A 25,040-nucleotide genomic window follows, 5' to 3' on the forward strand; every position below is an offset into this window, starting at 1 on the left:
AGGTTACCCACGCGTTACTCACCCGTTCGCCACTTTCTAAGATTTCATTCCCCCGAAGGGTCATTCCATCCCGTCTCGTTCGACTTGCATGTGTTAAGCATACCGCCAGCGTTCGTCCTGAGCCAGGATCAAACTCTCAATAAAAAGTTTGTATTTAAAGCCGTTAGGCTTTCAAATGCTGTCTCATTTTGAATAAAGCGTATTTTATACTCTACCGAGTTAATGTTTTATAGAGTTCATCTCTCTGTTTCTATTTTAGCCTCATTCATCCTCGCGGATGTTTTGGCTGTTTTACAGGTTTTATGGTACTATTCTCTTTTCTATGACCGTTGCCACTCCGTCGTTTTTTCAGTGTTTCCGACTGAAGAAGCTTTTCTATTATATCGTCGTTTCTTGTGATTGTCAAGCTGTTTTTTGAAATTCTTTTAAGTTCATTTCAATGTTTCAGCTGTGTCCGCTGCCTCACTCGAGACAACTTCATTAGTATACGCTCTTTTCACCCTCCTGTCAACTGGTTTTTGAAAGTTTTTTTCATTTCTTTTTGACACTACCGCATCGTGTTCATTCTGCGCTTGCATTCCCAATTAATAAAAACACATCCCCTAGAGTTGGGGACGTGTTTTTATAAAACTGCCATCTTCCAAATCGGCAAAGGCTTGTTTTAATTCTTCTTCGGTATTCATCACGATGGGACCGCCCCAGGCTACTGGTTCATTTAGCGGCGGTGCCGAAAATACTGCGAAACGAAGGGGCTTGTCATCGGCTGTTATTTCAATATATTCGCCCTCGCTAAACAACAGCGCCGATTTCTCTTTATATAAGGTTCCTGCCACCAAACCTTGTCCTTCAATTAAAAACGCGAATGCGGTTTCACCTTTGGGCGTTGGAATCCTAACTGATTTTTCCGGCTCAACGACCACATCTAAAATCATCGCCTGGATGTGATGGGGTTCTGCACCTTTTACACCTTCGTAGATTCCAGAGATAACCCCAACATTAAAACCATCCCCTTTATACAGAGGAATATTTTCTTTTCTGATTTCAAAATACTTGGGCTCCGTCATTTTTTCGGATCTGGGCAGATTCAACCATAACTGGAAGCCCAGCATTCTTTCACAAGCTTGAGGCATTTCCTGGTGGAGAATCCCGCTACCCCCGGTCATCCATTGCGAGCAGCCAGATTCGATGGCACCCTTGTTTCCCAGGCTGTCCTGATGTTCGATCAACCCTTCGACCAGATAGGTGACCGTTTCAATACCCCGGTGAGGGTGCATTGGAAAACCTTTGATGTAATCTGAAGGATTTTTCGAATCAAAGGAATCCAGCATCAGGAAGGGGTCAAATGCTTTTACGGTTGAATGGGACAAGACCCTCGTCAGATGAACTCCGGCCCCATCCACTGCACTTATACCCTGAACGACTTGCATGACTTTTCTTTCTTTCATATGAACGCCTTCTTTCTTCTTCTTTTTTGAACTTATGATTAGGATTATACCGTATGCAGCTTTATTTAAACCTGTTTGGGAAATAATTATTTGTCGCCAGATGGCTGCTCTTAACATTACTGCCACTAAATGAAGCCGTGCAACTCCGTCGCAGCTATCGCTGCGCCTCCGTTAGGGGCTTCGCCCCATAAAAAAATAGATATATAACCATTGATTTTTAAGTAAACTTAAATCAATGATTATATATCTATTTTTTTGCACGGCTTCATTTTAAATGATCGTAGTTTCCTCGGGTTTGTTTAATCCTTATCGGATCAAACCCTCGTCAACTGCGTTCTTTTTTGCACCTTTGCTTCGCTCTGCTCAGCTGCATACCAAATTTTTGCAAAATTTGGGCAAAAAATTCAAAAGCCCCGCAACGTCCTATCCTCCCAGGCAGTTACCCACCAAGTACTTTCGGCGCTGGAAGACTTTACTTCTGTGTTCGGTATGGGAACAGGTGTGGCCCTTCCGCCATCGTTACGAGACTATATTAGTTTACATCATGTATTATGGTTTGTCAAGCCCTTTTTAAATTTTAATCTTCCATCAATTCCTGGATCAACATTTGCGCTTTTACAACACTCTTTTCCACCTCATAGGAAGTGTCAGCTCTAAAAATACACTGCGTTTGCCCCGAATCATTCTGATAGGTAACCACCAGTTTGTTTTTCGATGCTTTTTCATGATCCGTTTTATCTTTTTTGAGTTCATCTTTGAAGCAGGTCTCCCGCCAGGCCTGATTTTTTACAATATCCCATGTCGAAGCAATGGTGACGGATTTTATCTCCAAAAACGGAATACTAAATTTGGGACCCATTACGGCAAAGTCAATGCCAGCTTGGTGAATTTCAAGGGTTCCTTTCAGAGGCTTTTCAAATTCCTGGTAGCCCCCCAGATAACTGGCCATCATCGACATTTTTAAAGCTGTGGCGTTTTTATCCCAGAAAAAAAGCTTGCTTTTCGGTTTGGAGCGCTGATCGTTTCTGGTTCTATCCGGCTTCCGATGCTGATTCGCTATGTTCTCTTCATTAAGATAGCCGAACATGGAGTTGATATTTTTTTTATTTGCACCACGATCATTCATCACCACATTTGAAATCAGTTCTGACCGGACGCACACTTCGGTCATCTGGTCACCCGCCGATTGCAGCTTAATGGTAATCCGCTGGCCATTGGCAGCAAAAACGATTTTTGTGTGGAGAACAAGCAGGCTTTCTTCTTTGTCTACGATATGGTTCTTCAATTCATATTTACCGGTGTCAAAAGCTAACAAACGCTCTTCACACTGGTCTTTAGATTGCTCAATGATTCGGGTTTCTTCACTGTGTTTTCCCATAAAGTCTCTCTCCCATCATCATATTCCAGATTCTGCTTTGTTGTGTCATTTTTAGTATTTATTTGCCGATGATTTTTTCCAGCAGGTCGATGAGCTTTTCTTCACAGCTTCCAATTGTAAACGGATCTGTTTTTAAAAAATCAAAATACGTTTTTGAACGGGCCACGGTAATCATCTGAGCCTGTTTGACCAGATCTGCAAAAATGCGGTTTTGATTAAGATCCAGCTCAAAATTTTCCGGACTCAAAAAATAGTCCAGATCAATATCAAGAATCAACGCCTCGTTACTGATTTTTTTAAGCGGCAGTCCAATATTTTTAAACATGTCATCTTTAAGGCTCCCAAACTGGTTTTCCGGAACCAGATAGTGATGTCCCTGTGAATAAACATGTTTTTCCATACAATTGATCATATGGTAATTGCTCAGATAGCCCAATTCCATGGCTGTATTGATATGCTCATCATTACGCATCTGATCCATCGTCATTTCGACACTGTTTAAATTAAGCGGCTCCAGGGCAGACAACATTCTATTCTGAAATTTTTTCACCAGCTCGGTTTCCCGCTCGGGATCAATGGCCATGGCTTTTTGATAAGCCCATAGCCAAAACGGCGGGTTGGTATCGGGATGATAATCAATACTAACCAGAACCAGCGGCTGTTTTTGGATTTGAAATAAACGCCCCCAGATCAGCAGCACATATTGATGGTCATCCACCACCCAAATCTCTTTGCCGCCGATGTTCAGGCCCCGGGGCTTTAAATTGCAGTGACTTGTATCAACAGCGTTTTCTGTCCCGTCGCTAATCATCTCGTCATTAGTCAATATAGGAACGGATTCGCAATTCTGCCCCAACCGACTGACTAATCCGACGACATGCTTCCTGATCCTCGATCGGAAGGATATCGACAATGGTTAACACCACCTTGGTATATCTTCCTGCTAGTCGCGCAAACTCCAACAATTCTTCATAGGCATCTTCAAAAACCGGACGGCATAATTCATCATATTCTTTTTTATTCTTTGCATTTAAGCTGATCGATACCACGTCAATTGCATCCTTTAAAAGCGGTGTCATATCTTTTTTATAGATCAGGTTTCCATGGCCATTGGTATTGAGTCGAATAGGAATGGAATGAACCTTTTTCACTTCCTTGGCGATGGCACAAATTTCATCGAGACGATAGGTTGGCTCACCATATCCACAAAAAACCAGCTCATCATATTGATCCAGATCCCGCCTTAAGATATCTGCTTGTATTTCTTCTTGCGTCGGTTCGATCTCCAACCAGAGATCATCAACGCCATTAATTGTCGGTTCATCTTTTCTTACGCAAAACGTACAGGCATTGCTACATCGATTCGTTATGTTCACATATAAAGATTTCCCTAATTCATAGGTAATCGTCATTTTATTTTCCTCCAGAGATTTGTATATCTTTCGTTTTCGCACGTATCCATCCTCGTCATAAACACCTATGGGACGTTGGAATCGGTGGGTAAATTATTTTTCCACATATTGCTTTCAAACAAATCTTATAAAAAGTTATCAACATTTTACCATATTTAACCATGATGTCACGTAAAAACATGATTTTCTATGAATATCTCTAATTATTCCTCTTGTCATTGGGAAATATTTAAGATTTCCTGATGTTTATACAACCCCAAACTACTTTTCTTACTCAGTAAAAAAGCACATTTTCCAATCAACATAATTGGTAAACATGCTTCCTGTGCGTCTCTATTTGGTTTCGTTTCTTTAGAATACCGGTCCCACCAGTTTTAAGTCACAGCCTTCACATTCCCAGTCAAGCCCTAGGCCGTTCATTTTACCGCCGCATTGAGGACAAATCCCCGTACCGCTTTTGGGGTAGGTATATTCAGTCAGTTCCATTTCAACTATTTCCACCACATCAGTCTCAGGTTGTTTTCTAAATTTCTCAATGGTTTTTCGTGACATTTAACTTTCTCCTTTGTATTCGATTAATAATCCTTTTTTCATTATAGACCATCCCTGCTGCCCTTACAAATGATTTATAGGAAAAAATAACGGCCACTTTAAGGATTAATCCCGCTTATCGGTTAATAATACCGTTTGCCATTGTTCTTCTTTGAAGCCGATCAGGACGGCATCGGCCAAAATAACCAATGGTCGCTTGACCAGCATCCCATTAGTAGCCAGTACTTCAGCCATCTGATCGGGCGTCATGGTTTTCACCTTGTCCTTTAAGCCCAGTTCCCGATAAACCAGGCCACTGGTATTAAAAAACTTTTTGGCATCACCCGGATATAACTTCATCCATGCCAGCAGTTCATCTTTTCGGGGATGTTCCTCGACAATGTGCCGCTCTTCCACATCAATCCGATTTTCGGCCAGAAACTTTTTTGCCTTCTGGCAGGTTGAACATTTAGGATAGCATAAAAATAGTGGTTTCATCATTGATCTCCGTTCTTATCAACTGTCTATTTAAACTTCTGCACCCGGTCATTGGCAAGACCATTCGGCAAGGTAACTTCCAGCAGTTTTTTACCGGTGTTGAAGTCTATTTCCGAAATCGCCACGTTACCATCTTTGAGCAACCCCCATCCGATGGTGTATACTTCAATATTATCACCAATTTTTTGAGCACTACCATAAGCAAGGGTCGTTTTTCCTGGTATCTTGTATTCCTGATAGCTCAAAATCTTCTTGTTGACTTCATCCAGTTTTATTTTGAGCACTCTCGTTTGACCCGTACTTGTCGCATTGTCAAACACTGTTAATTCATCTTCGGCGGTGATAGCGATATCCGTTTGACCCGATGTTTTTTGTTCCGGCGACATCCCAAATTCATCACCATTTCCCGATAACTTCCAGATTACATCCCGGGTTTCCCGATCAATTTTCATGATGGTGTTCATGTTTCCAAAAGAAACAATCAGATTGTTATCCGCCGGATCTATAATCATCCGATTGAACCCAGCATAATCCGGACTCTGGCTGGTGGTATTGCTGTAATCATGGTCGTTGACACTAAGACCATAAAATTCCGGATGGGAATCCGTGGTAAACTCAAAAACGACCTGATTATCTTTGACTTCCTGAATCAGATTTCGCACTACCTTTGATCCCATGGTATTGGCACCCAGACCATCTGGCACATTTTGAACCAATACTAATTGAGATGCTTCCACAATATAATGGTTATCCGCAATCAGAATAAAATCCCGACCATCCACCGGGTCGCCTTCATTTGTCAATTCACTTTGAGCCAGGGTAATGGTGTCAATTTCCTGATAGCGATCATCCAGGATCACCCGTTCTCCCACCGCATAACCGATTCCATTGCTGTCACCATATACCCGTTGGTAGCTGTAGCGAATGGTACCATTTTCCAAAACATGTTTCTTGAAATCCCGATAGGATTCACCCTTAGCTTGCTCCGGGGATTTGGCGATGTAAAAAACCACCTCACCCTTTTCATTCAGTTCGTATAGCGCTGCCCCCCCGGTTGCGACCGCAGCAAAGTAATTTCCCTCATAACTACTTGTTCCGGCGGGAATAATTTCGGGTAGCTGGGATGACAGGGTTCTTAAATAAATCACCCGCTCGTCCTTTTCATTGCCCACCTGAATCTTGATGAGGTCGCCTGAAGAAAGCTGATCCAATTTTAAATCCATGGTTGTGCCCGCACCGATGCCCTTTCCGTCTATTTTAACGGTGGCACCTACCTCGTTGATTAATTTTATTTTATTTTCAGTGACACTACTTAAGCTGACCGCGTCGTACACTGCATCGTTTTCGGAAAGGGGCAGTTCCACATTAAAACCGTTGATTTCAAAGCTCAGCGTTTTGTCTGACATCAGAGTATTATCCCGCCCTGCGTAGGCCAGGGTAAAGCTGACTAAAATAATCAGTAGCACCGCTGCGCTTACTGATGCAATAAGAAATTTACTTGAATTATCCATAAATTCATCTCCTTCTGATCCCCAATCATTTCATATGCCGTTTTTGTTAAAATACGCCTTTGTATTATAAGCATGCGAATGATTCTATCACACCTATTTTAAATTTTCATGTGATCTTGTTTGACATTTTAAATAGACTCACCATCCATTCATCAGACTATTGTAACGCATTCCCACAAAAAGGTAAAGGCCTGGTCGTTTCGTGATCGTACTGGCATAAAAAATCCCCACCTTGATTAAAAGATGGGGTGATTGCCTTTTTAATATGGTCAACAAATAATATCTGCCAGCTCATCCACATTGATGTTATAAAACCCCTGCTTAATATCACCTTGTGCGATGGCTTTTTTAATGCTTTCTTTTTCATAATCAGCGCCAATCAGAGCATTACTCAGAACCGAAATGTCCATGGTTCCAAAAAAATCACCATAGATATGACAATCGGTTATCTTTCCCTTATTGACATCCAATTTAAATTCCATTTTTCCGCCATCAAATCGACCGGTCTTGGTGATGTTGAACTTCGGGGATTTGCCATAGTTCCATTCCCAGCTGGCAAACTTTTCTTTGGCAATGGCCTTGATTCGGGCCAGATCGGTATCCGTCAGTTGATAGTGTTCTTTTGATCCTTGCATAATGCTGTCGACCATCAATTTTTTGAAGGTATCCGTATCAATCGGTTTTGTTAAATGATCGGAGATATTCGTTACCCGCTCCTTCACCGACTTGATCCCTTTGGAGATAATTTTATAATCATCTACCGTCAAACATTTGACCATCTGTTCAAAATCGGTACTGAATAGCAGTGAGCCATGATGTAGGGTATAACCATTTAACATGCACTGAGCATTGCCAGAAAACTTTTTACCCTGAATAACCAGATCGTTGCGACTATTGAATTCAGCCGGAACATCCAGTTTTTTTAAGCCCTCAATTACCGGGCTGATATATTTGCTAAAATCGATCGTGTCAGACTGACCACGGGTGATAAAACTAAACTGCCAACCTCCCATATCTGTATAAATGGTTCCGCCGCCAGTAATGCGACGCACGACCTTGATCCCATTTTCTTTGGCATAGTTCTGGTTGATTTCTTCGATGGTATTCTGGTACTTACCAACCATCAGGGTTGGTTCGGTTCGCCAGAAAATAAAAATCTGATCCTCCGGCAGATTTTTCTCGGTAATCAGGTAATACTCCAATGCAAAATTAAAAAAAGGATCCGTGGAATCATTTTCAATATAAATCATTGTTTTTCCCTTCCTTAAGTGCCTCTTCTGCCCGATAGGAACTGCGCACCAGAGGACTGCTGGCAACATAGTGGAAGCCCTTGGCTTCGCCAATTTTCTTGTACTGCGCAAACTTTTCCGGAATTACATAAGCCTTAACCTCAAGATGTTGCGGCGATGGCTGCAGATATTGACCAATGGTAAAAATATCGCAGCCGACTTTCAGGCTGTCATCCATGACCTGGTAAACCTGTTCGTCGGTCTCACCCAGGCCCACCATAATCCCCGTTTTTGTTTTGATATGAGGCGCCTGTTTTTTGACATACTCAAGCACCGCCATCGATCGGTCATAGTCCGCTTCCGGCCGAACCACCGAATAAAGTTCCCGGACCGTCTCCACATTATGGTTAATCACATCCGGATTGGCGGCAATAATACGATCCAGGTCCCTCTGTACGCCTTGGAGGTCGGGGATCAGCACCTCAATCGAAACCCCGGGGTTAAGCTCCCGAACCGCCCTGATGGTATCGGCAAAATGTCCGGCGCCACCATCTTTAAGATCATCCCGGGTGACACTGGTGATCACCACATGATTTAAGTCGAGTTCCTTAACTGCTTCAGCCAAATGCTGAGGCTCTTTGGGATCAACCGGTTCCACCGCTCCACTGGTTACATTACAGAACCGGCAGTTGCGGGTGCAGGTTCTCCCCAGGATCATAAAGGTAGCCGTCTTTTTTTTATAACATTCTCCCAGATTCGGACAATTGGCTTCCTTACAAACGGTATTGAGTTTCAGTTTAGCCATCAGCCCATTCACTTCTTCGACAGCCGCTTTATTATAGCTGACCTTTAACCATTCTGGTTTCTTTTTCATTTTATCCCCTGATCAATCGCAATTGATAACCGCAATTATTTCATCGGCTTTAATTTCATCGCCTTCTTCAAAAAAAACTGCTTCCAGAACACCGGATTCCATGCTTTCAACCTCGCTGACAACCTTGTCCATTTCAATTTCGAAAAGCACCTCACCCTTTTCGACCACCTCTCCCACTTCTTTGTTCCAGGACGCCAAGACTCCCGATTCCATTTGTTCACTTAATTTTGGCATTTGAATATTTTTTTTCACACCATTTCTCCTTTTTATTTTTTGTTCTTGTGAAAACTAAACGCAGAGTCATCATTGCTTTTGTTTCGCAGTTACCCCTATTTCACAAAATATTTAGTTAGATTATCTATCTTTTTGGGGATTGCCCGCCCACCTCGTTTCTTCCCGGCAAAGCGATCATCGCTGTCGGTATGGACGCTGTCAAAAACCGGCCTGTTCGTGTCGATTACTTAATTTCAGGCTTGCCGCATATCTGACATCCCGGATTGACTTAATTTTACCTGAGGTTTGCCTGATCGTCTACTTTAATTTATTCATCTTTCTGACCTTTTAAGAAACCCCGCCGCCAATTTAAAATAACCTAAAATCAATAAGGCCAGTGTTTGGCAATAATCGTCACCGCTCAACACAGGCCTATTTTTGCTTTATGCTTGGATTCAATTGATTAACCCGTCACCACATCCCGCTGTTTTAACCAAGTGATGGCAAATAGACAAAACCCCGATGTAAAAATAGCGCAGGCAACCAGAAAGGCAATTTCACCCACCGCCATCGGTGCCGCCGGATCATTGGCCCGCATCCCTAGGGTGATCAGCGCATAGGGAAAGTAGAGCCCATAGCCTTGCGATAGTAGTGCCAACCCGGCGATCCCGCCCATCAGAGCAATTCCCACCGGCACCGCAAAGCTGCGAATCACCAATGATAAACTCAGCTGTAAAGCGCATACCACCATGCCACCCAAGGCACCAAATAACAGCCAGAGCGGTAATTCCGGGGGAATCGGATCCGAAAGCCCCGCTAATAATCCCGAAAAGATAAACAAGAGTCCCATCCAGATCTGGGTCAAAATCACCATTAACCAACCCATTATCAGTTTTGCCATAAATAGCTGTGTTATCGGAACCGGGGCAGTCAATACCGCATTCCAGTTATGATTGGCATGCTCCAGCCGAAACAGATAGGACGCATAAATCCCAATCAATACCGGTAAGAAAAAATAACAGGCAAACAGGGTATGCTGGGTCCACAGGCTGTACCACTTATTTTCCAGCATGCTCAGGTTGTTGAGATAATTGAAGGTTCCCATAAAGGCCGGAATAATGGGAATCAGTAAAAAAGCCAGCCACATCGGACTGTGTCGCATCTTGATCATTTCCGCTTGTAAAGCCCGTATTAACATCGCTCAGACCTCCCTTCTGACAAATAACATCTGGCCGACGCCATAAATCAGCCCAAAGAAAACCAAAATCAGGCCGAGCCCCGGCCAATCAATGGCCTTCCAATAAAAATCAGTGGCTCGGGTGATCGGATCCCAATTCATGCCAACCTGCATCAACACCCCGTAATAGCTCCACAGAACCAGTTTTTGAAATCCCTGGGGGAAAAACATGCTAAACAGACCAATAAATCCACCAATTAGTCCCAATGTCATCGACACCATCTGATTGGCAACGAGCATTGAGACCCCCTGTTGAAAGACATAGATAGTCAGACTCACCATCAGGGTAAACAACAGATACCCAACCAGCGCCCCCCAAGGCACTGGCCCACCAAAATGCAGAACGACGCCCATGCCGATCATAATCGCCAGCTGGCCCAAGGCGGCACCCAGCATATAGATACTGCCCCAAATAAACTTAGCCGCAAAGATCCGCTTGGTCGGAATAATGGTTTCCAACAGCTTAAAGGTTTGACCCTTATGCTCCACATCGCTAAGACGAGAAGCCACCACTGCGGCGATCACCGGCATGATGATGCAGTTAAGCATCGGAAACTGGTAGAGAAAAAATAGCCAGCCCTGGGCCAGATCATTGGCATCCTTGTTGGAAATAGCCCAGCCCGCCCAGAGCAGCTGAACCGCCATCATTATCGCCACCACCAGCCAGATCTTGCGGCCCTTTGCTTTTAAAACCTCCATCCAAATTGCGGCGCTCATAAGCTCACCGCCGTTCCAGTCAACTCCAGGAAAATATCCTCCAGGCTTTTTTTACGTTCTTCAATCCGAACTAAACCAATATTATTCTGTCCCAGTGCTTTGCTGATTTCAGCCATCCGCGTATCTCTCATCTGCGGGATAATCAGATAATCGTCCTCGGCTTCCCAGGTCACGCCGTTTTGACTGAGGAATGCTTTGGTTACCTCATTATTTAAGGTGCGCACTGCCAAATGCTGTTTGCTGTACTGATGGAGTTTGGTCAGGCTGTCCTGATAAACCAGCTCGCCTTCCCGAATGATTCCCACCCGGGTGGCCAGCTGATCAACTTCACTTAAGAGGTGGCTGGAGACCACCACCGTCATCCCGAATTTTTGCGGCAGCGACTGAATCAGCTCCCGCATTTCCGAAATCCCGGCCGGGTCCAACCCATTGGTGGGTTCATCCAGAATCAGCAGTTTGGGATAACCCAACAGGGCACTGGCCAACCCCAGGCGCTGTTTCATTCCCAGCGAATACTGGCTGACTTTTTTGTGCTGCTGGTTCTCCAGCCGGACAATTTTTAAAACGTCAGCAATGTTCTGTTTGGGTACCCCCCGAAGGGTTTGAAAGATCCGCAGGTTTTCTGCTCCGGTTAAATGACCGTAATAGCTGGGCGATTCAATCAACGAACCGACATGCTTAAGATTTTCCAGCCGGTTTTTGCTGTTGACCCGTTTTCCAAAAACGGTGATCGCCCCCGCCGTGGGCTTGGTCAAGCCCAGAATCATTTTAAGCGTCGTTGATTTCCCGGCGCCGTTAGGCCCCAGAAACCCATAAATCGCCCCTTCCGGAACCGACAGATCCACATCTTTGACCCGATAAACATTGCCATATTGTTTGCTGAGCCCCTCCGTCTCGATAATATTGTTCATAATATGCACTCCTTCTTTTTGTATACCGTTATGATAGCCGATGAACCTTACGGCGGATTGTCCCCGGCCTTACGTTTACCTTAATTTTAAGGTCATCCACTAACAGCAACTATTTTTTCAGGTATAATAACGAAGAGGTGATTCGGATGAAAACAATCTTTGACGCAAAACTTCTGGTTGTCGATGACGAACCGGAAATTATCAATCTATTAAAAGCAATCCTCCATCAGGCGGGCTTTGCTCGGGTGCTCAGCGCCGAAAACTGCCAGCAGGCCCGGGCACTTTTTGCTTTGGAAAAGCCCGATGGGGCGATTCTCGATGTAACCCTGCCAGATGGCGACGGGTTTTCGCTGATGCAGGAGCTGCGGCTGCAATCAAATGTGCCAATGCTTTTTTTGTCGGCCCGGGATGAGGATGAAAATCGACTTCTGGGATTGGGACTGGGTGCCGATGACTATATTACTAAACCCTTTTTGCCCCGGGAACTGGTGCTGCGTTTAAGCGGAATCCTGCGGCGGGTTTACCAGCCGCGACAGGCTCAGCCAACGGCAGAGGAATGTCTGGTACTGGGAACGGTGACCGTCAATTTTAAAAGCGGTATCGTCAAAACCGCTGATGGTGACAAAGCCCTGACCGCCAAAGAGCATGCCCTACTGAAAAAGCTCTGGGAAAATCAGGGCCATATCGTCACGGCTGACAGCCTCTGTCGCAGCGCCTGGGATGATGATCTCTATGGCTACGAAAATACTCTGATGGTTCACATCCGGCGGCTCCGGGAAAAAATCGAGGTGGATCCCTCCCAACCCCAATACCTGTTGACCGTTCGGGGTATGGGTTATAAACTGGCCAGGGAAAACAAGCAATGAAGAGTCTGCGAAAAATCATCACCCGTTCGATACTGCTGACCGCTGCCATTGCGTTGCTTCTGGTGGCCATCAATATGGCTTTTACCACCAACTGGATGTTTAAATACTCCGGCAGTCAGCCCCTTAAATACGCCATTGCCGATATTTCCGATGGCCTCTCGAGCGTCGATGGAACTTATACCCTTAATGCCGCTGCCACCACGATGATGGAAGAACAATATGCCTGGGCGATGCTGATTAGCCGGGATGGTCAGGTGATCTGGGATAAAAACCTGCCCGGAGATATTCCCCGGCACTACACCCTTACCGATGTGGCCTCCTTCAGCCGTTGGTATCTTAACGACTATCCGGTCTCGGTTTGGGAGCATCCCGACGGTTTACTGGTTTTAGGCGACCCCAAAAACAGCATCTGGAAATATAATATTACCTCCACCGAAGATACCATTGCCCATGTCCCAGGTTTGCTGACCGGTTTTTTGATCTTAAACGTCCTGTCGGCCCTGGCGCTGGCCTTGTTTCTGGGACTGTGGCTTTACCGCAAACTAAAACCCCTGTATGACGGCATTACCGCCCTACCAAAAAAAGAACCCCTGTCACTGCCTACCGGCGGTGTCACCGGGGAAGTGTCAAGGATTCTTAATGAAACTTCAGTCATTCTCAGCCAGCAGGAACAACAACTGGCTCACCGGGATCAGGCTCGAACGGAATGGATTGCCGGGGTTTCCCACGATATCCGCACGCCGCTGTCGATGGTGATGGGCTACGCCAGCGAACTGGAAAGCAACCCCAGCCTCCCCGCCACCGAACAAAATCAGGCCCGGATTATCCGTCAACAGAGTCAACGGATCAAGTCCCTGATCAGCGATTTAAACCTGGCCTCCAAACTGGAGTACCATGCCCAACCGATGGAACTGGCTCCGATTTCACCCGCTGCCCTAATCCGGGGGGTGGCAGTGGATTTCATCAATGACGGTCTCCCCGAGCCCTATTCACTTTCCGTCGATGTGCCCGAGGAAGCCAACGGCCCCATTCTACTGTGTGACCAGGCCCTGATTCGCCGGGCCCTGACCAACCTGATTGACAACAGCATCCGTCACAATCCCAGGGGCTGTGCGATTAAACTGTCGGTGACCAAATCAACAGATGGGTTAGTGCTTAAAGTCAGTGACAACGGCAAAGGCTATCCCCCTGAGCTTATTAAAAATTCAGGGGGATTGGATGAATCGCCGTTACTCGGAAACCACGGCTTGGGACTGATCATTGTTCGCCGAATCATGAAAATCCATGGTGGGAACATTGTTTTTGAGAATTTGCCCCAACAGGGCTGTGCGACTTCTCTTCTTTTTAGCACTTAATCCCGATCCTGTCTTTATGACTATGCTACTCAATCCAGCGGCTTTTACACAAATTACTTTGTGAGCATCCCTTGCGCAATCACCGGGGCCAGACGTTTAGCCAGCAGCACACTAATGGCAATCTTAATCAGATCGCCTGGCAGGGTCATCACAAAGCCGGTCATCATCAGCGTGGCGGCCCCCACCGGAGTGTTGAGGTAGTAATTGGCAATGATATAATACCAGGTTAGCCCCAGCCCGTAGATCACAGCCGTTCCGGCCAGGGCAGCAATGACCATCGGCAGGGTTTCGTTGTTGGTGTTCTTTTCTGCCAGCCAACCGGTGACAAAGGCCCCCAGGGCAAAACCGACAATATAGCCAAAGCTTGGTTTTAAGACATACATCAGCCCACCGCCGCCGGAAAATACCGGCAGACCAACCAGGCCTAGAAAAATATAAACCAGCACGGCAATCAGGCCGCCCCGGGAGCCCAGCAGCAATCCCGCCAGAATCACAAACAAAGTCTGCAGCGTAAAGGGGATTCCCGGTAGCGGCACTTTAATCATCGCCCCGACCACGATCAAAGCGGAAAACAATCCGCAAAGTACTAACATTCTTACATTAATTGTATTTTTTTCTAGCATTTATTCCATCCTTTATTCTAATTTTCTGATACTGATTTCCCCGGTGTTCAGGGTTTCGATTTGTCCAAATTGATTTTTAATCATTAATCCACCTTCGTCGCTGATATCCAGGGCAGTTGCCACTTCCCACTGATTGTTCCGGAAAACCTTAATCTGTTTTCCTAAAACCATGGAATGGGTTTTATATTCTGCCAGGAAATCCCGGTTGGTTAAATCGTCACAGATACTCAGCACCTCATTGATAATTTCCGCTGCCAGCCGGTTACGGGTCAGGGCATCGGGTTTTTCATTAAATAGTGTCCCGACAATGTCTTCCAGTTCCTTAGGCAGAGCCGCTTCCGGCTGCTTGAAATTCAGGCCGATGCCGATGATCACAAACTCGAACTGTCCATTTTCAAAATTGGTCACCGCCTCGGTGAGAATCCCCACAATTTTCCGGTCGTCCCGGTAAATATCATTGACCCACTTAATCTGAGTATCGATCCCCGTCACTTTTTTAATGGCCCGGCAAACCCCTACCGATGCCCCGGTAGTTAACAGCACGGCATCCCGGGCGGCCACCTCGGGGCGCAGCACCAGACTTAAATAAACCCCGCTTTTTGGCGGTGAGTAAAAAGAACGGCCCATACGGCCCCGCCCCTGGGTTTGCTCTTCGGCAATAATAACGGTTCCCGTCTTGGCCCCTTCCAGTGCCAATTTTTTGGCTTCCTGATTGGTGGAACCGATGGTTTTGTAGACAATCAATTCAAGATCCTGATTGGTAGGAGACAGCCAGGGGTGGATTCCTTCCGCCGACATCAGATCCGACTCACTTTTTAACCGGTAACCCTTGTTGGTGGTGGATTCAATCTCGTATCCTTCTTCTTTTAACGCTTTAATGGCCTTCCAGATGGCCGACCGGGAGACGTTCATGGTGCTGGCCAGCACTTCTCCAGATAAATAGTTTTCTCTATTTTCTTCCAAGGTTTTTAATAATTTTAATTTTGTCGACATTTGATCACCTCTGGGGTTATTCTAAACAAAAAAAAAGTTATTGTCAACCATTTTTGAACTATTGGTTGACAATAACTCTCGCCATTGCTGTTTTCTTTTTACTGAGCCAATACTGCCAGGGCCTTGACAATAATCTCAAAGTTTTTTTCCAGACTTTCAATGCTCCAGAACTCATCGGTTTGATGACAGGTGTTGGCCTCGCCGGGAAAGCCACCGCCAAAAGCCACGGAGTTGTCAAAGGCCCGGGCATAGGTACCGCCGCCGGAAACCATCGGTTCGGCCATATCCCCGGTACATTCCTGATAGACCTGCTGCAGGGTGGTTACCAGAAAGCTGTCTTTATCGACATGGAGGGGTTTGACATCGTGATCCATTTCCAAACAAAAGCCCAGATCAGCTGTCGCTTTTTTTATCGGCGCAACAACATCACTGCTTTTTAGCGTCACCGGATAGCGGATATCACAGCGCAACACCGCCTTGTTTTCGTCGACTTGAACAATGGCGGGGTTTAAGGTCAGCGCTCCCGATACTGAATCCGATAGATCAATCCCAAACCCGGTTGTGGTAGCCCGCTCCAAGAGCGTAAGGATTGGATGGGTGATCCCTTCTGCCGTCAATATTGCTGCCAGTTTCAGGATGGCGTTATCCCCTTTTTCCGGCTCCATGGCATGGGCCGATTTTCCTTTGGCTTCAAAAGTCTGGCCATTAAAAACGGCCTGGGCCGCATCCGGCACCGAATTGATCTGACCACCACCGCTAAAGACAAGCGCCGGGGTCTGGTGATCCAGCTCTTTTTCCAGAATAATATTCATGATGCCTTTTTCGGCAAAGATGGCCGGATAGCCAGAATCCGGTGAAAACGAGCAGACCGGGACTTCTTCGGTCTGTTTATAGCGGTTCATACAGGCCCAGTTACCGCCTTCTTCATCGCCACCGATAATCAGGCGCACCCGTTTACCAAGCGAAACCTTGGCTTCTTTTAACTCTTTCAGCGCATAAAGCGAAACCATCGTCAGGCCCTTGTCATCCAGCACCCCCCGACCATAAATAGTGTCGCCGTCAATGGTCAAGTCAAAGGGGGGGACGGTCCAGTCTTCCCCTACCGCCACCGTATCGATGTGGGTGGTCACGGCCACCAGTTCCGGGCCTTCGCCAAACTCTACGTAACCGCAGTAGCCATCGCAGTTTTTGGTGCGCATGCCAAAGCTTTGGCCCCGTAAAAGGACAAAGTTCAGCGCTTCGTTGATGCCAGTTCCCAGAGGGGCTTCGTCGGTTATTTCACCGGCATCGCCATTAACCGTCTTAATCTGCAACAGCGTTTTCAGATCCTGCAATAAGGCCACTGTATCCAATTCTGGTTCTGTCGCCACTTTTTTGTCAGTCAGATATTCAAAGCGCCTGACGATTTTTCCATCCTTTTCCAGGATTTCGTTCCACATCGCTGCCGGACGCACCCACAAACCGCCTTCACCATATAATGGCCGGTAAACCACCATGGCTTCTTGCGTTTCACTGTGGGTTGCAACGCCGATGACTTCATATTCATTGCCCTTGTAATGCCGATAACGGCCCAGAGGGATCTTTTTTTTCGTTAGTATTTTACTCATTTTTATTCTTCCTTCTTTTCATCAGTCGTGCTATTATATACAAAGAAGCTTAAGAAAGTGATGTTTTTCTTAAGCTTTCTCTTTAAAATCATAAACGAAAAGGAGATTATTATGAAAACGAGACAGGAAATAAAAGCCCTGGCCAAGCAGAGCTTTTCCGAAAATTATTGGGTCTGCGTCGGCGCAACTGTGCTGGCATTTGTGGTGATTGGTGCTGCTTCCGGAGTCACATCCTTCGTTGGCGGCCTGGGTGGTCTGATTGTCTGGGCGCCTATGATGGTTGGTCTGCAATTTTTCTCACTGTGGATTTACCGTGGCGAACTCCCCGCTCCCACCATTGAAGACATGTTTAAAACCGGCTTTTCGGATTTTGGTCGAAAACTGGGGGGAATGCTGTGGATGGAATTATTTATTTTTCTCTGGTCCCTGCTTTTTGTGGTACCCGGTATTATCAAGGCAATTGCCTATTCATTCACCCCTTATATTTTAGCCGAATACCCTAATGTCCCAGCCACCGAAGCCGTTAAAATTTCCATGCGGATAACCCAGGGCCACAAAGGCGAAATTTTTATGATGTCACTAAGCTTCCTGGGCTGGTTTTTACTAAACGGATTGACCTTTGGAATTCTTGGCATTTTTTATGTAAATCCCTACTTCTATGTAGCCATCGCCGGACAATATCAGGATCTCAAGGAACTGGCCCTGCAAAATGGCGTGGTCACCCTTGACGAATTAGCTTAGGTTTAATCTAAAACAGGGAGCCCAAAAATCGGCTCCCTGTTTTTTTAGTTTGTTATTTCGTTGATCAGATTGACCATTTCAATGGCTGTCAGGGCACAGTCATAGCCTTTATTGCCGGCCTTGGTGCCAGCCCGTTCGATGGCCTGTTCAATGTTTTCAGTGGTCAACACACCAAAGATCACCGGTATTTCTGACTGCAGAGAGACATGAGCCACTCCCTTTGACACCTCGCTGCAGACATAATCATAATGGGTGGTGGAACCGCGTATCACAGCCCCGAGACAGATGATGGCATCATATTTTTTCAGCTTGGCCATTTTAGCCGCAATCAAGGGAATTTCAAAGGCACCCGGCACCCAGGCCACATCAATGTCTTCTTCCTTGACATCGTGACGCTTCAAGCCATCAATCGCACCGCCAAGCAGCTTTGAGCCAATAAACTCATTGAACCGGGCTACCACAATCCCCACTTTAATTCCCTTTGATACTAATTGTCCTTCATATACGTTCATAACATTCTCCTTTTAGTTATAATTTAAAATATGACCCATTTTTTCCTGTTTGGTTTTCAAATAAAACAGATCGTGGCTGGATGCTTCCATTTGGATCGGTACCCGCTCCACCATTTCCAGCCCGAATTCCGACAACCCTTCCATTTTAAGCGGATTGTTGGTTAGCAGCCGCAGCTGTTTGATTCCCAGGTCTCTTAAAATCTGGGCCCCGATATAGTATTCCCGCAAGTCTTCCGGAAACCCCAGCTCAATATTAGCCTGCACCGTGTCCATCCCCATATCCTGAAGGGCATAGGCTTTTAATTTATTGATCAGACCAATGCCCCGGCCCTCCTGACGCATGTAGAGCAGCACCCCCCGACCTTCTTTTTCAATGGCGGTCATCGCTGCCCCAAACTGATCGCCGCAATCGCAGCGGAGCGAACCAAAGGCATCGCCGGTTAAACATTCAGAATGAACCCGACACAACACCGGGCTGTCACCACTTAAATCCCCCTTAACCAGCGCCACATGATGTTCGCCGTTAAGCATGTTGACATAACCATAAGCCATAAACTCCCCGTATTTGGTGGGCATTTTGGTGATTGTGACACAATCGATCAGTTTTTCATTTTGTTTGCGGTAGTTTTGCAGATCTTTGATGGTAATAAATTTCAGTTGATGGGTCTGAGCCAATTCGATCAGTTCCGGAGTCCGCATCATCGTGCCGTCTTCTTGCATAATTTCGCAGCACAGACCGCATTCTTTCAACCCCGCCAGTTTGACCAGATCGACGGTGGCCTCGGTATGGCCGTTTCGTTCCAATACCCCATTTTCTTTAGCTACCAGCGGAAACATGTGGCCAGGCCGCCTAAAATCTTCTGGTCTGGCGTTCTCGTCGACGCACTTGATGGCAGTAACTGAGCGCTCTGCCGCCGAAATACCGGTGGTGGTATCGACATGATCGATGGACACGGTAAAGGCGGTGCAATGATTATCGGTATTATCCGCAACCATTTGGGGAATGGCTAATTTTTTGACCAATTTTTCGCTCATCGGCATACAGATCAGCCCTTTGCCATAGACAGCCATAAAGTTGACGTTTTCGGTGGTGGCAAATTCAGCCGCACAGACAAAATCGCCCTCGTTTTCCCGATCATCATCATCGGTCACGATGATAATTTTACCGGCTCGTAAATCTTCCAGTGCTTCTTCAATGGTATTAAATTTAAACATAGTACCCTCACTTATTTTGATTATTTTTTTATTAAAACCCGGCCTTAGTCAGAAAATCAATGGTCACACCAGCGGATTTTTCCTGGTGGCGGTCTGTTTTGGGGGCTGGATTCATCAACAGCTTTTCGATATATTTGCCGACCAGGTCGTTTTCCAGATTGACCGGATCGCCAGGTTTCTTAATGCCCAGGATCGTCTGCTTCACCGTATGGGGAATGATGGACACCTTAAAGCTGACGGAAGTCATTTCGATGACCGTTAAGCTGATGCCATCAATGGCAATGGACCCTTTTTCGATGATGTAGCGGAGTATTTTTGGCGGTGCACCAATCTCAAAGATCACGGCATTATCATCTTTGGTGATTTGCACAATGTGACCGGTTCCGTCAATATGACCAGCCACGATATGCCCGCCAAAACGGCCATTGGCGGGCATTGCCCGTTCCAGGTTGACGGCTGATCCGCCTTTTAGATCGCCCAGATTGCTGCGGTTCAGCGTTTCACTCATGACATCGGCCATCCACTTATTTCCGCTTAACTGGGATACCGTCAGGCACACTCCATTCACCGCCACGCTGTCGCCCAGTTTTAAATCATCCATCGTGACCGCACCCTGAACCCACAGTTGGGAAGATCGTTGTCCCTTAATGACCGCAGTGATTTTGCCAACTTCTTCAATAATTCCTGTAAACATGTCTTACCTCTTTGTGTATTCGAGGCAGATATCATCCCCGAATATTTTTATTTTTCGATCCGTGAACTGGAAGGCCTCGGCTGGATCTGCCAGCCCCAGGCCTTCCACCGGAGTTTTGGCGGCCGCACCACCAAATATTTTGGGGGCCAGATAAACCTGGAGCTTACTCACAATACCGCTTTTTAAAGCGCTGAAATTCAGGGTACCGCCCCCTTCCAGTAGAATACTGTCGATTCCTTCCTGCCCCAATTGCACCATCAGTTCCCGGAGATCAAGATGCTCCCCGTCTTTTGCACTTTTTAAAATTCTGCAGCCCATGATTTCAAACCGTTTTATTTTTTGCTGATCCTCAGAGCAGGTGGCCAGATAGGTCGGTATTTTCCGGGCCGATGTCACCACCTGTGCTGTCAGCGGAGTGCGCAAATAGGTATCACAGATAATCCGGATGGGGTTTCTGCCGCCTTCAATCCGACAGGTCAGTTGGGGATCATCCTGTAAAATGGTGTTAACCCCCACCATGATTCCCATCACTTCATTGCGGGTCTGATGAACGGCGTTCCTGGCCGCCTCTCCGGTAATCCATTTCGATTTCCCGGTACGGGTGGCAATTTTGCCATCCAGAGTCATGGCGTATTTCATTAACACATAAGGGGTTTTCGTTTTGATATAGTGAAAAAAAATAGTGTTTAGCTCCTGACACGCCTCTTCCTGCGCTCCGGTTATCACTGAGATCCCCTGCTGTCTGAGAATCTCAATTCCCTTGCCACCAACTAACGGATTGGGATCAGTCGCACCGATTATTACCTGGTTAATCCCGCTTTCGATAATGGCCTCGGTACATGGTGGTGTGTTGCCATAATGACAGCAGGGCTCGAGCGTCACATATAGGGTCGCCCCGACCGGTGACTCATTGCAGGCCGCCAGCGCATTACGCTCAGCATGCAGTCCTCCATACTTTTCGTGATAACCGCTGCCAATAATCACATCATCTTTAACAATGACTGCTCCCACAAGAGGATTGGGATTTACCCAACCTCGACCTCTTTTAGCCAAATCGATGGCTATTTCCATGTAATGATCCTGTTTTTCCACCAGTATTCCTCCCTCAAAAACAAAAGTGCCCTGAATAAACATCCAGGGCACTTTTGTTCACAGCTTTCCTGATCCTCGTATAAAAAAACTCTGAAATGATTACCATTTCAGAGCTAAATAAACAAAGATATTTGACATGCAAACTTGATTATCTTCTTTCATCCAGACTTTAACTGTCGGCCTCGGAATTTCACCGAATCATACCTTGCGGCTCGTGGGCTATACCACCGGTAGGGAAACTATCCCTGCCCTGAAGACTTCATATTTAATTGATTAAACTTTAACATAATCGCAATATTCCTGTCAATAGAATAAAATTTATTTTTCTTTCAGCGCTTTTTCGTTTATAATAGGAACATGAAAAAGCAAGATAAAACTAACATATATCTACTATTGACTGACCCTTCAGAGAAAGGATGGCCCCATTGTGCACTGGTTTAAAAAAAGCCTGATTCGACGGGTGGGAACAATTGTTATTGGATTTATTTTTGTTGCCTTTGCCGTTTATGGGATCATTTCCATCCAAATGTTAAGTGGTTTTTTTGAAACCAACAGTAAAGAACAAATTTCCAAGGACGCCCAGCAAATTGCCACTGAAATTGACAAGTTTATCGAGAAGAATATTATTATTGTCGAACAGATGAAAACCAATCAGGATTATCAGGCTATCACTGAAGCGCTCAACACCCGGGAGGAAAAGCGCCAACATCCATTGTTTAATGTGATAACCCAGGAACTCCAGGCCATCAAGGCTTCTGATCCCAATATTTCTCTGGCTTACATCGGGGTTACCAAATCCAACGATCTGATTTCCTCGACCCCCGAATTTGATCCCAAACCAGACTATGATCTGAATAAACGACTCTGGTACATGGAAACCTTACAATCCCGGGGTGTGACCGTCACCAGTCCCTATATTGACATTGTTACCGAAAAAATGGTGGTCTCCATTACGACCCCGATCCTGAAAAACAACAATGTGATCGGCGCCATGGGCATTGACCTGCAGGTGACTGATATTTCCAAATTGATGAGCACCTACAAAGTCGGCAAAAACGGCTATACCCTATTAATTAATAAAGACGGCAGTATTTTTTATCATCCTGATGATCCTGAAGTTTTTGCTGCGGGAGGGGTTAATCCCTTCGCCTATCTTGACCTTTATATGAGCCAAATCACCTCCGGTGATAGTGGTGTCATTGAATACCAAATGGGAAATAACGCCAAATACATCGCCTATGTGCCCACCCAGTCATCCAACTGGATTGTGGTCACGGTCATCCCCCGGTCGGAAGTTTTGGCCCCGCTGAATCAGTTTATTTTTAGTCTGTTCTTTATTTCCCTGGTACTGCTGTTTATGATTGCGCTGTTTATCCGGCGGATGACCCGGCTTATTTCCGAACCGATTATAACCATTTCCGGTGCCGTTGAAACCTTCAGCCAGGGTGATCAGGAAATTAATCTGCCGAGCACCCTTTATGACCGGGAAGATGAGCTTGGTATTTTATCCCGGGGGCTCAAAATGATGAGCCATCGGATCATCCAATACATCGAAGAAGTTCAAACCAACAATCAGGCGTTGAACCAGGAAATTGACAAACGCCAGGCTGTTCAATCCCAGCTGGAAATGATTCTGGAGCTTTTATCCGGTACCGATGAAGGTATTTTTATTTTAAACGCAGAATTCTTCTGTATCTATCAAAATACCGCCTTTTCCCGAATGATTGGGATTCCGGAAACTGAAATCCCGGCGCTGAACCTTTCTGAAAAGGGCATCCTGATCAATCAACCCCTGATTGACAGCCTCGAGATGAATCCGGTCTGGTCCGGCGAAATTGAATATGCTCAAAATTCCACCGAAACGCTGTTTCTGTTTTTGCGGATCAGTAAGGTGAAAAACGACGGAGCTGATTATTATATCGGCAACATCACCAATCTCACGGCCCATAAGCAAATTGAAAAGGATATTTATTATCTGAAGTATTTCGACCATCTTACCAAGCTTAACAATAAGGTCTTTCTGGATGAATCAGGAATGGAACTGATCAACGGGGACAGCAACATTGCCGGGAACCATGCCCTGATCCTAATCAACATTGATGATTTCCGAATTATCAATGAGGCCAAAGGTTTTGATTTTGGCAACAAGGTATTGATTGCCCTGGCCAATCGCCTAAAGACCCTGGTCAGCGATCAGGATGTGCTGGCCCGTTTGGGTAATGACGAGTTTGGTATACTGAAAGCGTATGTTTCTTCCAACGAAGATTTATATGAATACATCATGGATTTAAGCAAGGAACTGGAAAAACAGATTTCCATCCATGATGAAGAACTGATTGTTGATGTCAGTATCGGAATCAGTCTCTACCCCAACGATGCCAACCACTATGGCAAGCTTTTAAAGACTGCCGCTTCTGCCCTCAATAATGTCAAAGCCAACAAGGGACGGCGCTTTGAGTTCTATGATAAGGACATCAACAGCCTCTCGATTCAAAAATACGAAATGCAAAACAAGCTGCGCAATGCCCTAAGCAATCAGGAATTTGTTCTTTACTACCAGCCCCAGGTGGATATGGCCACCAATCAGATTCTCGGCCTGGAGGCTTTAATTCGTTGGAACAGCAGCAATGGGATGGTTCCTCCCGCAAGTTTTATTCCCATAGCCGAAGAATCGAATCTGATTATCCCTCTGGGCGAATGGGTGCTGGAAAATGCCTGTGAGTTTGGGAAAAAGCTTCAATCGCTGGGTTATCAAATACCGATTGCGGTTAATCTTTCGATGCTTCAGTTTAAGGCCCCCTATATCGGGGAACTGATTCAATCCATTTTAACCCGCACCCAGTTACCACCAGAGCTGCTGGAACTGGAAATCACCGAGGGAATTCTGATGGATAATGAGGACGAATGCGAAGCCATCCTGAGCGAATTTCACCGGATGGGGATCCAGGTTTCCATCGATGATTTTGGCACCGGCTACTCTTCTTTGAGTTATCTCAAGAAATTTGCCGTGGATAAGATCAAAATCGACCGTTCCTTTATTAAAGGGATTCCCCATTATGACAATGGCACCATTGCCAAAGTTATCATTGAACTGGCCTCAAATTTTAATCTCCAGGTCATTGCCGAAGGAGTGGAAACCCCCGAACAGATTGACTTTTTACTGAAAAATAATTGTCATATTGCCCAGGGCTTTTACTATGCCAAACCGCTTGATGAGGATCGACTACTGACTTTTATGGAAAAAACAAAAAGGGACATGGCATAGCCTTATCCCTCGTCAAAAAAGATAACCTAGTACCGACAATTGTTACATCATGTTGTACGCATCGGAGCGGACACGGCATCGCCTGTCCGATTCCGCAGCGTACAACAGATTAACAATTGGT

Annotated in this window: 24 protein-coding genes, 2 rRNA genes and 1 riboswitch; of the genes, 4 read left to right on the top strand and 22 right to left on the bottom strand. The window is 45.8% G+C overall.

Annotated features, from left to right (window positions below; translation table 11 throughout):
* The 15 genes from BI182_RS07615 to BI182_RS07685 form a co-directional block, all read right to left on the bottom strand.
* Positions 1–144 (bottom strand): 16S ribosomal RNA (locus tag BI182_RS07615); the annotation flags it as partial.
* Between the two features lie 458 nt (positions 145–602).
* Positions 603–1,445: a pirin family protein gene (locus BI182_RS07620; RefSeq protein WP_070370602.1), complete on the bottom strand. Its 843-nt coding sequence runs from the start codon at positions 1,443–1,445 to the stop codon at positions 603–605.
* Positions 1,446–1,855: 410 nt separating this feature from the next.
* Positions 1,856–1,972 (bottom strand): 5S ribosomal RNA (gene rrf, locus BI182_RS07625).
* A 50-nt stretch (positions 1,973–2,022) separates the two neighbouring features.
* The gene (locus BI182_RS07630) at positions 2,023–2,823 is read right to left on the bottom strand and encodes a hypothetical protein (protein ID WP_286806647.1); all 801 of its coding nucleotides are present in this window, start codon (positions 2,821–2,823) and stop codon (positions 2,023–2,025) included.
* 58 nt (positions 2,824–2,881) lie between these two features.
* A complete protein-coding gene (locus BI182_RS07635; RefSeq protein WP_070370685.1) occupies positions 2,882–3,634 on the bottom strand; it encodes a peptide arginase family protein in 753 nt (250 codons plus the stop codon).
* A gap of 7 nt (positions 3,635–3,641) precedes the next feature.
* Positions 3,642–4,235, bottom strand: a complete 594-nt coding sequence (locus BI182_RS07640) for a TatD family nuclease-associated radical SAM protein (protein WP_070370604.1) — start codon at positions 4,233–4,235, stop codon at positions 3,642–3,644.
* A gap of 351 nt (positions 4,236–4,586) precedes the next feature.
* The gene (locus BI182_RS07645) at positions 4,587–4,787 is read right to left on the bottom strand and encodes a hypothetical protein (protein ID WP_070370605.1); all 201 of its coding nucleotides are present in this window, start codon (positions 4,785–4,787) and stop codon (positions 4,587–4,589) included.
* Positions 4,788–4,892: 105 nt separating this feature from the next.
* Complete coding sequence (locus BI182_RS07650; RefSeq protein ID WP_070370606.1) at positions 4,893–5,264, bottom strand: arsenate reductase family protein; 372 nt, start codon at positions 5,262–5,264, stop codon at positions 4,893–4,895.
* Between the two features lie 26 nt (positions 5,265–5,290).
* Positions 5,291–6,775, bottom strand: coding sequence for an arylsulfotransferase family protein (locus BI182_RS07655; RefSeq protein ID WP_286806650.1), 1,485 nt, complete (start codon positions 6,773–6,775; stop codon positions 5,291–5,293).
* 269 nt (positions 6,776–7,044) lie between these two features.
* The gene (lplA, locus tag BI182_RS07660; RefSeq protein ID WP_070370608.1) at positions 7,045–8,025 is read right to left on the bottom strand and encodes a lipoate--protein ligase; all 981 of its coding nucleotides are present in this window, start codon (positions 8,023–8,025) and stop codon (positions 7,045–7,047) included.
* The gene (lipA, locus tag BI182_RS07665) at positions 8,012–8,878 is read right to left on the bottom strand and encodes a lipoyl synthase (RefSeq protein WP_148637041.1); all 867 of its coding nucleotides are present in this window, start codon (positions 8,876–8,878) and stop codon (positions 8,012–8,014) included. The genes lplA and lipA overlap by 14 nt, the downstream gene beginning before the upstream one ends.
* 12 nt (positions 8,879–8,890) lie before the next feature.
* Positions 8,891–9,130 carry a biotin/lipoyl-containing protein gene (locus tag BI182_RS07670; RefSeq protein ID WP_070370610.1) on the bottom strand — a complete coding sequence of 80 codons (240 nt, stop codon included), beginning with the start codon at positions 9,128–9,130 and terminating at the stop codon, positions 8,891–8,893.
* Positions 9,131–9,554: 424 nt separating this feature from the next.
* Entirely contained in the window at positions 9,555–10,289 is a 735-nt protein-coding gene (locus tag BI182_RS07675; RefSeq protein ID WP_286806654.1) for an ABC transporter permease, read from the bottom strand.
* Positions 10,290–10,292: 3 nt separating this feature from the next.
* Entirely contained in the window at positions 10,293–11,045 is a 753-nt protein-coding gene (locus BI182_RS07680) for an ABC transporter permease (protein WP_286806656.1), read from the bottom strand.
* Entirely contained in the window at positions 11,042–11,956 is a 915-nt protein-coding gene (locus BI182_RS07685) for an ABC transporter ATP-binding protein (RefSeq protein WP_228881861.1), read from the bottom strand. Before BI182_RS07685 ends, BI182_RS07680 begins: the two co-directional genes overlap by 4 nt.
* A gap of 146 nt (positions 11,957–12,102) precedes the next feature.
* Here BI182_RS07685 and BI182_RS07690 point away from each other — a divergent pair, with 146 nt between their 5' ends.
* Complete coding sequence (locus BI182_RS07690; protein ID WP_286806657.1) at positions 12,103–12,822, top strand: response regulator transcription factor; 720 nt, start codon at positions 12,103–12,105, stop codon at positions 12,820–12,822.
* Positions 12,819–14,177: a sensor histidine kinase gene (locus BI182_RS07695; protein ID WP_286806659.1), complete on the top strand. Its 1,359-nt coding sequence runs from the start codon at positions 12,819–12,821 to the stop codon at positions 14,175–14,177. Before BI182_RS07690 ends, BI182_RS07695 begins: the two co-directional genes overlap by 4 nt.
* Before the next feature lie 53 nt (positions 14,178–14,230).
* On the opposite strand, the gene BI182_RS07700 is transcribed toward BI182_RS07695, so the two are convergent.
* The 3 genes from BI182_RS07700 to BI182_RS07710 all read right to left on the bottom strand — a co-directional run bounded on the left by BI182_RS07700 (position 14,231) and on the right by BI182_RS07710 (position 17,400).
* Positions 14,231–14,800 carry a biotin transporter BioY gene (locus BI182_RS07700; protein ID WP_148637034.1) on the bottom strand — a complete coding sequence of 190 codons (570 nt, stop codon included), beginning with the start codon at positions 14,798–14,800 and terminating at the stop codon, positions 14,231–14,233.
* Between the two features lie 12 nt (positions 14,801–14,812).
* Complete coding sequence (locus BI182_RS07705) at positions 14,813–15,793, bottom strand: biotin--[acetyl-CoA-carboxylase] ligase (protein ID WP_286806660.1); 981 nt, start codon at positions 15,791–15,793, stop codon at positions 14,813–14,815.
* A gap of 98 nt (positions 15,794–15,891) precedes the next feature.
* Entirely contained in the window at positions 15,892–17,400 is a 1,509-nt protein-coding gene (locus BI182_RS07710; protein ID WP_286806662.1) for a Sapep family Mn(2+)-dependent dipeptidase, read from the bottom strand.
* Between the two features lie 111 nt (positions 17,401–17,511).
* Here BI182_RS07710 and BI182_RS07715 point away from each other — a divergent pair, with 111 nt between their 5' ends.
* Positions 17,512–18,141: a DUF975 family protein gene (locus BI182_RS07715; RefSeq protein WP_070370618.1), complete on the top strand. Its 630-nt coding sequence runs from the start codon at positions 17,512–17,514 to the stop codon at positions 18,139–18,141.
* 44 nt (positions 18,142–18,185) lie between these two features.
* Here the strand turns inward: BI182_RS07715 and ribH are convergent, their stop codons facing one another.
* Genes ribH through ribD form a run of 4 tightly spaced genes read right to left on the bottom strand, consistent with a single transcriptional unit; the run spans position 18,186 to position 21,654 of the window.
* Positions 18,186–18,653, bottom strand: coding sequence for a 6,7-dimethyl-8-ribityllumazine synthase (gene ribH, locus BI182_RS07720; RefSeq protein WP_070370619.1), 468 nt, complete (start codon positions 18,651–18,653; stop codon positions 18,186–18,188).
* Between the two features lie 12 nt (positions 18,654–18,665).
* Positions 18,666–19,868, bottom strand: coding sequence for a bifunctional 3,4-dihydroxy-2-butanone-4-phosphate synthase/GTP cyclohydrolase II (locus BI182_RS07725; RefSeq protein ID WP_286806665.1), 1,203 nt, complete (start codon positions 19,866–19,868; stop codon positions 18,666–18,668).
* 31 nt (positions 19,869–19,899) lie between these two features.
* Positions 19,900–20,562, bottom strand: coding sequence for a riboflavin synthase (locus BI182_RS07730; RefSeq protein ID WP_228881851.1), 663 nt, complete (start codon positions 20,560–20,562; stop codon positions 19,900–19,902).
* Positions 20,563–20,565: 3 nt separating this feature from the next.
* On the bottom strand, positions 20,566–21,654 hold the full coding sequence (gene ribD, locus BI182_RS07735; RefSeq protein ID WP_476756507.1) for a bifunctional diaminohydroxyphosphoribosylaminopyrimidine deaminase/5-amino-6-(5-phosphoribosylamino)uracil reductase RibD: 1,089 nt from the start codon (positions 21,652–21,654) through the stop codon (positions 20,566–20,568).
* Between the two features lie 146 nt (positions 21,655–21,800).
* Positions 21,801–21,916: riboswitch (FMN riboswitch) on the bottom strand.
* 165 nt (positions 21,917–22,081) lie between these two features.
* Between ribD and BI182_RS07740 the strand changes: the two genes are divergently transcribed.
* Entirely contained in the window at positions 22,082–24,919 is a 2,838-nt protein-coding gene (locus tag BI182_RS07740; RefSeq protein WP_148637028.1) for a bifunctional diguanylate cyclase/phosphodiesterase, read from the top strand.
* Positions 24,920–25,040 lie beyond the last annotated feature (121 nt).

This window comes from Acetobacterium sp. MES1, assembly GCF_002237635.1.
Lineage (GTDB): Bacteria > Bacillota > Clostridia > Eubacteriales > Eubacteriaceae > Acetobacterium > Acetobacterium wieringae.

Excerpts from the sequence above, each read along its gene's own strand:
- BI182_RS07685 (WP_228881861.1), bottom strand. The coding sequence starts at position 11,956 with ATGAACAATATTATCGAGACGGAGGGGCTCAGCAAACAATATGGCAAT.
- BI182_RS07710 (WP_286806662.1), bottom strand. The coding sequence starts at position 17,400 with ATGAGTAAAATACTAACGAAAAAAAAGATCCCTCTGGGCCGTTATCGG.
- BI182_RS07680 (WP_286806656.1), bottom strand. The coding sequence starts at position 11,045 with ATGAGCGCCGCAATTTGGATGGAGGTTTTAAAAGCAAAGGGCCGCAAG.
- lipA (WP_148637041.1), bottom strand. The coding sequence starts at position 8,878 with ATGAAAAAGAAACCAGAATGGTTAAAGGTCAGCTATAATAAAGCGGCT.
- BI182_RS07700 (WP_148637034.1), bottom strand. The coding sequence starts at position 14,800 with ATGCTAGAAAAAAATACAATTAATGTAAGAATGTTAGTACTTTGCGGA.
- BI182_RS07650 (WP_070370606.1), bottom strand. The coding sequence starts at position 5,264 with ATGAAACCACTATTTTTATGCTATCCTAAATGTTCAACCTGCCAGAAG.
- BI182_RS07690 (WP_286806657.1), top strand. The coding sequence starts at position 12,103 with ATGAAAACAATCTTTGACGCAAAACTTCTGGTTGTCGATGACGAACCG.
- BI182_RS07675 (WP_286806654.1), bottom strand. The coding sequence starts at position 10,289 with ATGTTAATACGGGCTTTACAAGCGGAAATGATCAAGATGCGACACAGT.
- lplA (WP_070370608.1), bottom strand. The coding sequence starts at position 8,025 with ATGATTTATATTGAAAATGATTCCACGGATCCTTTTTTTAATTTTGCA.
- BI182_RS07635 (WP_070370685.1), bottom strand. The coding sequence starts at position 3,634 with ATGATTAGCGACGGGACAGAAAACGCTGTTGATACAAGTCACTGCAAT.
- BI182_RS07705 (WP_286806660.1), bottom strand. The coding sequence starts at position 15,793 with ATGTCGACAAAATTAAAATTATTAAAAACCTTGGAAGAAAATAGAGAA.
- BI182_RS07630 (WP_286806647.1), bottom strand. The coding sequence starts at position 2,823 with ATGGGAAAACACAGTGAAGAAACCCGAATCATTGAGCAATCTAAAGAC.
- BI182_RS07695 (WP_286806659.1), top strand. The coding sequence starts at position 12,819 with ATGAAGAGTCTGCGAAAAATCATCACCCGTTCGATACTGCTGACCGCT.
- BI182_RS07655 (WP_286806650.1), bottom strand. The coding sequence starts at position 6,775 with ATGGATAATTCAAGTAAATTTCTTATTGCATCAGTAAGCGCAGCGGTG.
- BI182_RS07645 (WP_070370605.1), bottom strand. The coding sequence starts at position 4,787 with ATGTCACGAAAAACCATTGAGAAATTTAGAAAACAACCTGAGACTGAT.
- BI182_RS07640 (WP_070370604.1), bottom strand. The coding sequence starts at position 4,235 with ATGACGATTACCTATGAATTAGGGAAATCTTTATATGTGAACATAACG.
- BI182_RS07715 (WP_070370618.1), top strand. The coding sequence starts at position 17,512 with ATGAAAACGAGACAGGAAATAAAAGCCCTGGCCAAGCAGAGCTTTTCC.
- BI182_RS07725 (WP_286806665.1), bottom strand. The coding sequence starts at position 19,868 with ATGTTTAAATTTAATACCATTGAAGAAGCACTGGAAGATTTACGAGCC.
- BI182_RS07730 (WP_228881851.1), bottom strand. The coding sequence starts at position 20,562 with ATGTTTACAGGAATTATTGAAGAAGTTGGCAAAATCACTGCGGTCATT.
- BI182_RS07620 (WP_070370602.1), bottom strand. The coding sequence starts at position 1,445 with ATGAAAGAAAGAAAAGTCATGCAAGTCGTTCAGGGTATAAGTGCAGTG.
- ribH (WP_070370619.1), bottom strand. The coding sequence starts at position 18,653 with ATGAACGTATATGAAGGACAATTAGTATCAAAGGGAATTAAAGTGGGG.